Origin of the sequence: Massilia frigida (assembly GCF_011682175.1) — a bacterium.
Taxonomy (GTDB): domain Bacteria; phylum Pseudomonadota; class Gammaproteobacteria; order Burkholderiales; family Burkholderiaceae_D; genus Telluria_A; species Telluria_A frigida.
Map to the genome: position 1 here is coordinate 1 of NZ_WHJG01000113.1, position 1,628 is coordinate 1,628.

Sequence of the window (1,628 nt, forward strand, 5' to 3'; positions counted from 1 at the left end):
GTAGTTGAAATAGCCTTGTACCACGCTCGACAGCCACTTTCCGACTGTAGGAACGGGTAGATGCATTTTCTTTCTCAACTGTTCCCGAATTGCTTTCAGCGTCGCTCGCATCCTCTTCTTTACGGTCAGCCGCAAGATTTTGAACCAACCCTTCCGGCTGGTGCCGCAGCAGTGCGTAAATCCGAGAAAGTCGAATGTCTCGGGCTTCCCTTCACCACGCCGACGCCGGTTTCCGGTAGCATGTCGTCCAAATTCAATCAACCGGGTTTTCTCTGGGTGAAGTGTCAAACCAAATGTAGTCAGCCGTTCTCGCAGTGCCGCCAAGAACGTTTCGGCATCAGTTTGCCATTCGAATCCATACACGCTGTCGTCTGCGTAGCGTACGAACATGATGCGCCCTTTTGCGTGTCTGCCCCTCCACTGATGTGCCCATAAATCGTGCACATAGTGCAGGTAAATGTTCGCCAGCAACGGAGAAATAACAGATCCTTGCGGAGTGCCCTTTTCTGCCGCTGTCCGACGTCCATCTTCGATCACGCCCGCTTTGAGCCATTTGTGGATCAGCCGCAGAAGGCGCCGATCCATGATCCGATGTTCCAGAAATCGCATCATCCACTTGTGGTCGATGGTGTCGAAGAACGCCTGAATGTCGGCGTCCAGTATCCAGCCTATCTTCTGGCTCGTGATCCCGACGCTAGCCGCGTCCAGCGCATCGTGCTGGCTGCGACCGCGCCGGAATCCGTACGAGAAACCGAGGAAATCTTCCTCGTAAATCATGTTCAGCACCTTGACTACGGCCTGTTGCACGATCTTGTCCTCTACAGCGGCGATCCCTAACGGACGCAGCTTGCCGTCCGCTTTGGGTATATAAACTCGCCGCGAGGCTTGGACGCGATACGCCCCAGTGTGCAGCTCCTTATGCAGCTGCACAACCCGCCCGTAGAGAATATTTTCGTACTCCCCCCATGTCACGCCATCCAAACCTGCCGCCGCGTTCCGCTTGAGCTCGTAAAAGCTTTCCACCAGCAGCGACGGCGTGATGTGATGTAGCAGTGATGTGAACTTCAGTCCCTGATTGCTCCTGGCTGCTTCACGTATGCCTTCAAGTCCCATCGACGCAGTTTCCCGGCTCTGAGTCCGGCCTGCGGGAGGCTCTCCAGCATTCCCCTCGGTTGCGCCCCTTTCCTCTATTGCCTCCGCCGCTCCCGCTTTGTTCGGCAACTTCTTCGGTACTACGGGCACATCCGACTTCTCGGCGGCGTTGATGGCAGGATGACGGTCATTAACCTTCCCTGTCCCGCCTGACTGTGTTTCGTCAGGCACCGCCGAGATCTCCCAGCTTCTGTGCAAAAAGCTTCCCGGCATGCGCAGGGTCTCCGACCGCGCGGGATCGGTGCATGACTTGCGATTGTCGCCATGCCCCGTGTTGCCTTCCGGTTCAGTCAACTCCGTCGGCATCCCGATTTCTTGATTTCGCGGCTCAATGGCTGGCCTGCCGGTTTCCCCTGTCAACGCTTCGCCCCACACCTCGCGGTGTGCAACGCATGACTCGGGGCCAGAGTAATTCGCCATTTCTTCTCCGTATTGGACTTTCACCAACTACTTCTTGCCAGCTTTGCTGGCGCACT

General features: G+C 56.4%; 1 protein-coding gene. It reads right to left on the bottom strand.

Annotation, left to right across the window (positions count from 1 at the left end; genetic code table 11):
* Nucleotides 1-1,596 (bottom strand): group II intron reverse transcriptase/maturase (gene ltrA, locus F2P44_RS34175; RefSeq protein ID WP_370662794.1); only part of this gene is annotated, 1,596 nt, incomplete at its 3' end.
* Between the last annotated feature and the right edge of the window lie 32 nt (nucleotides 1,597-1,628).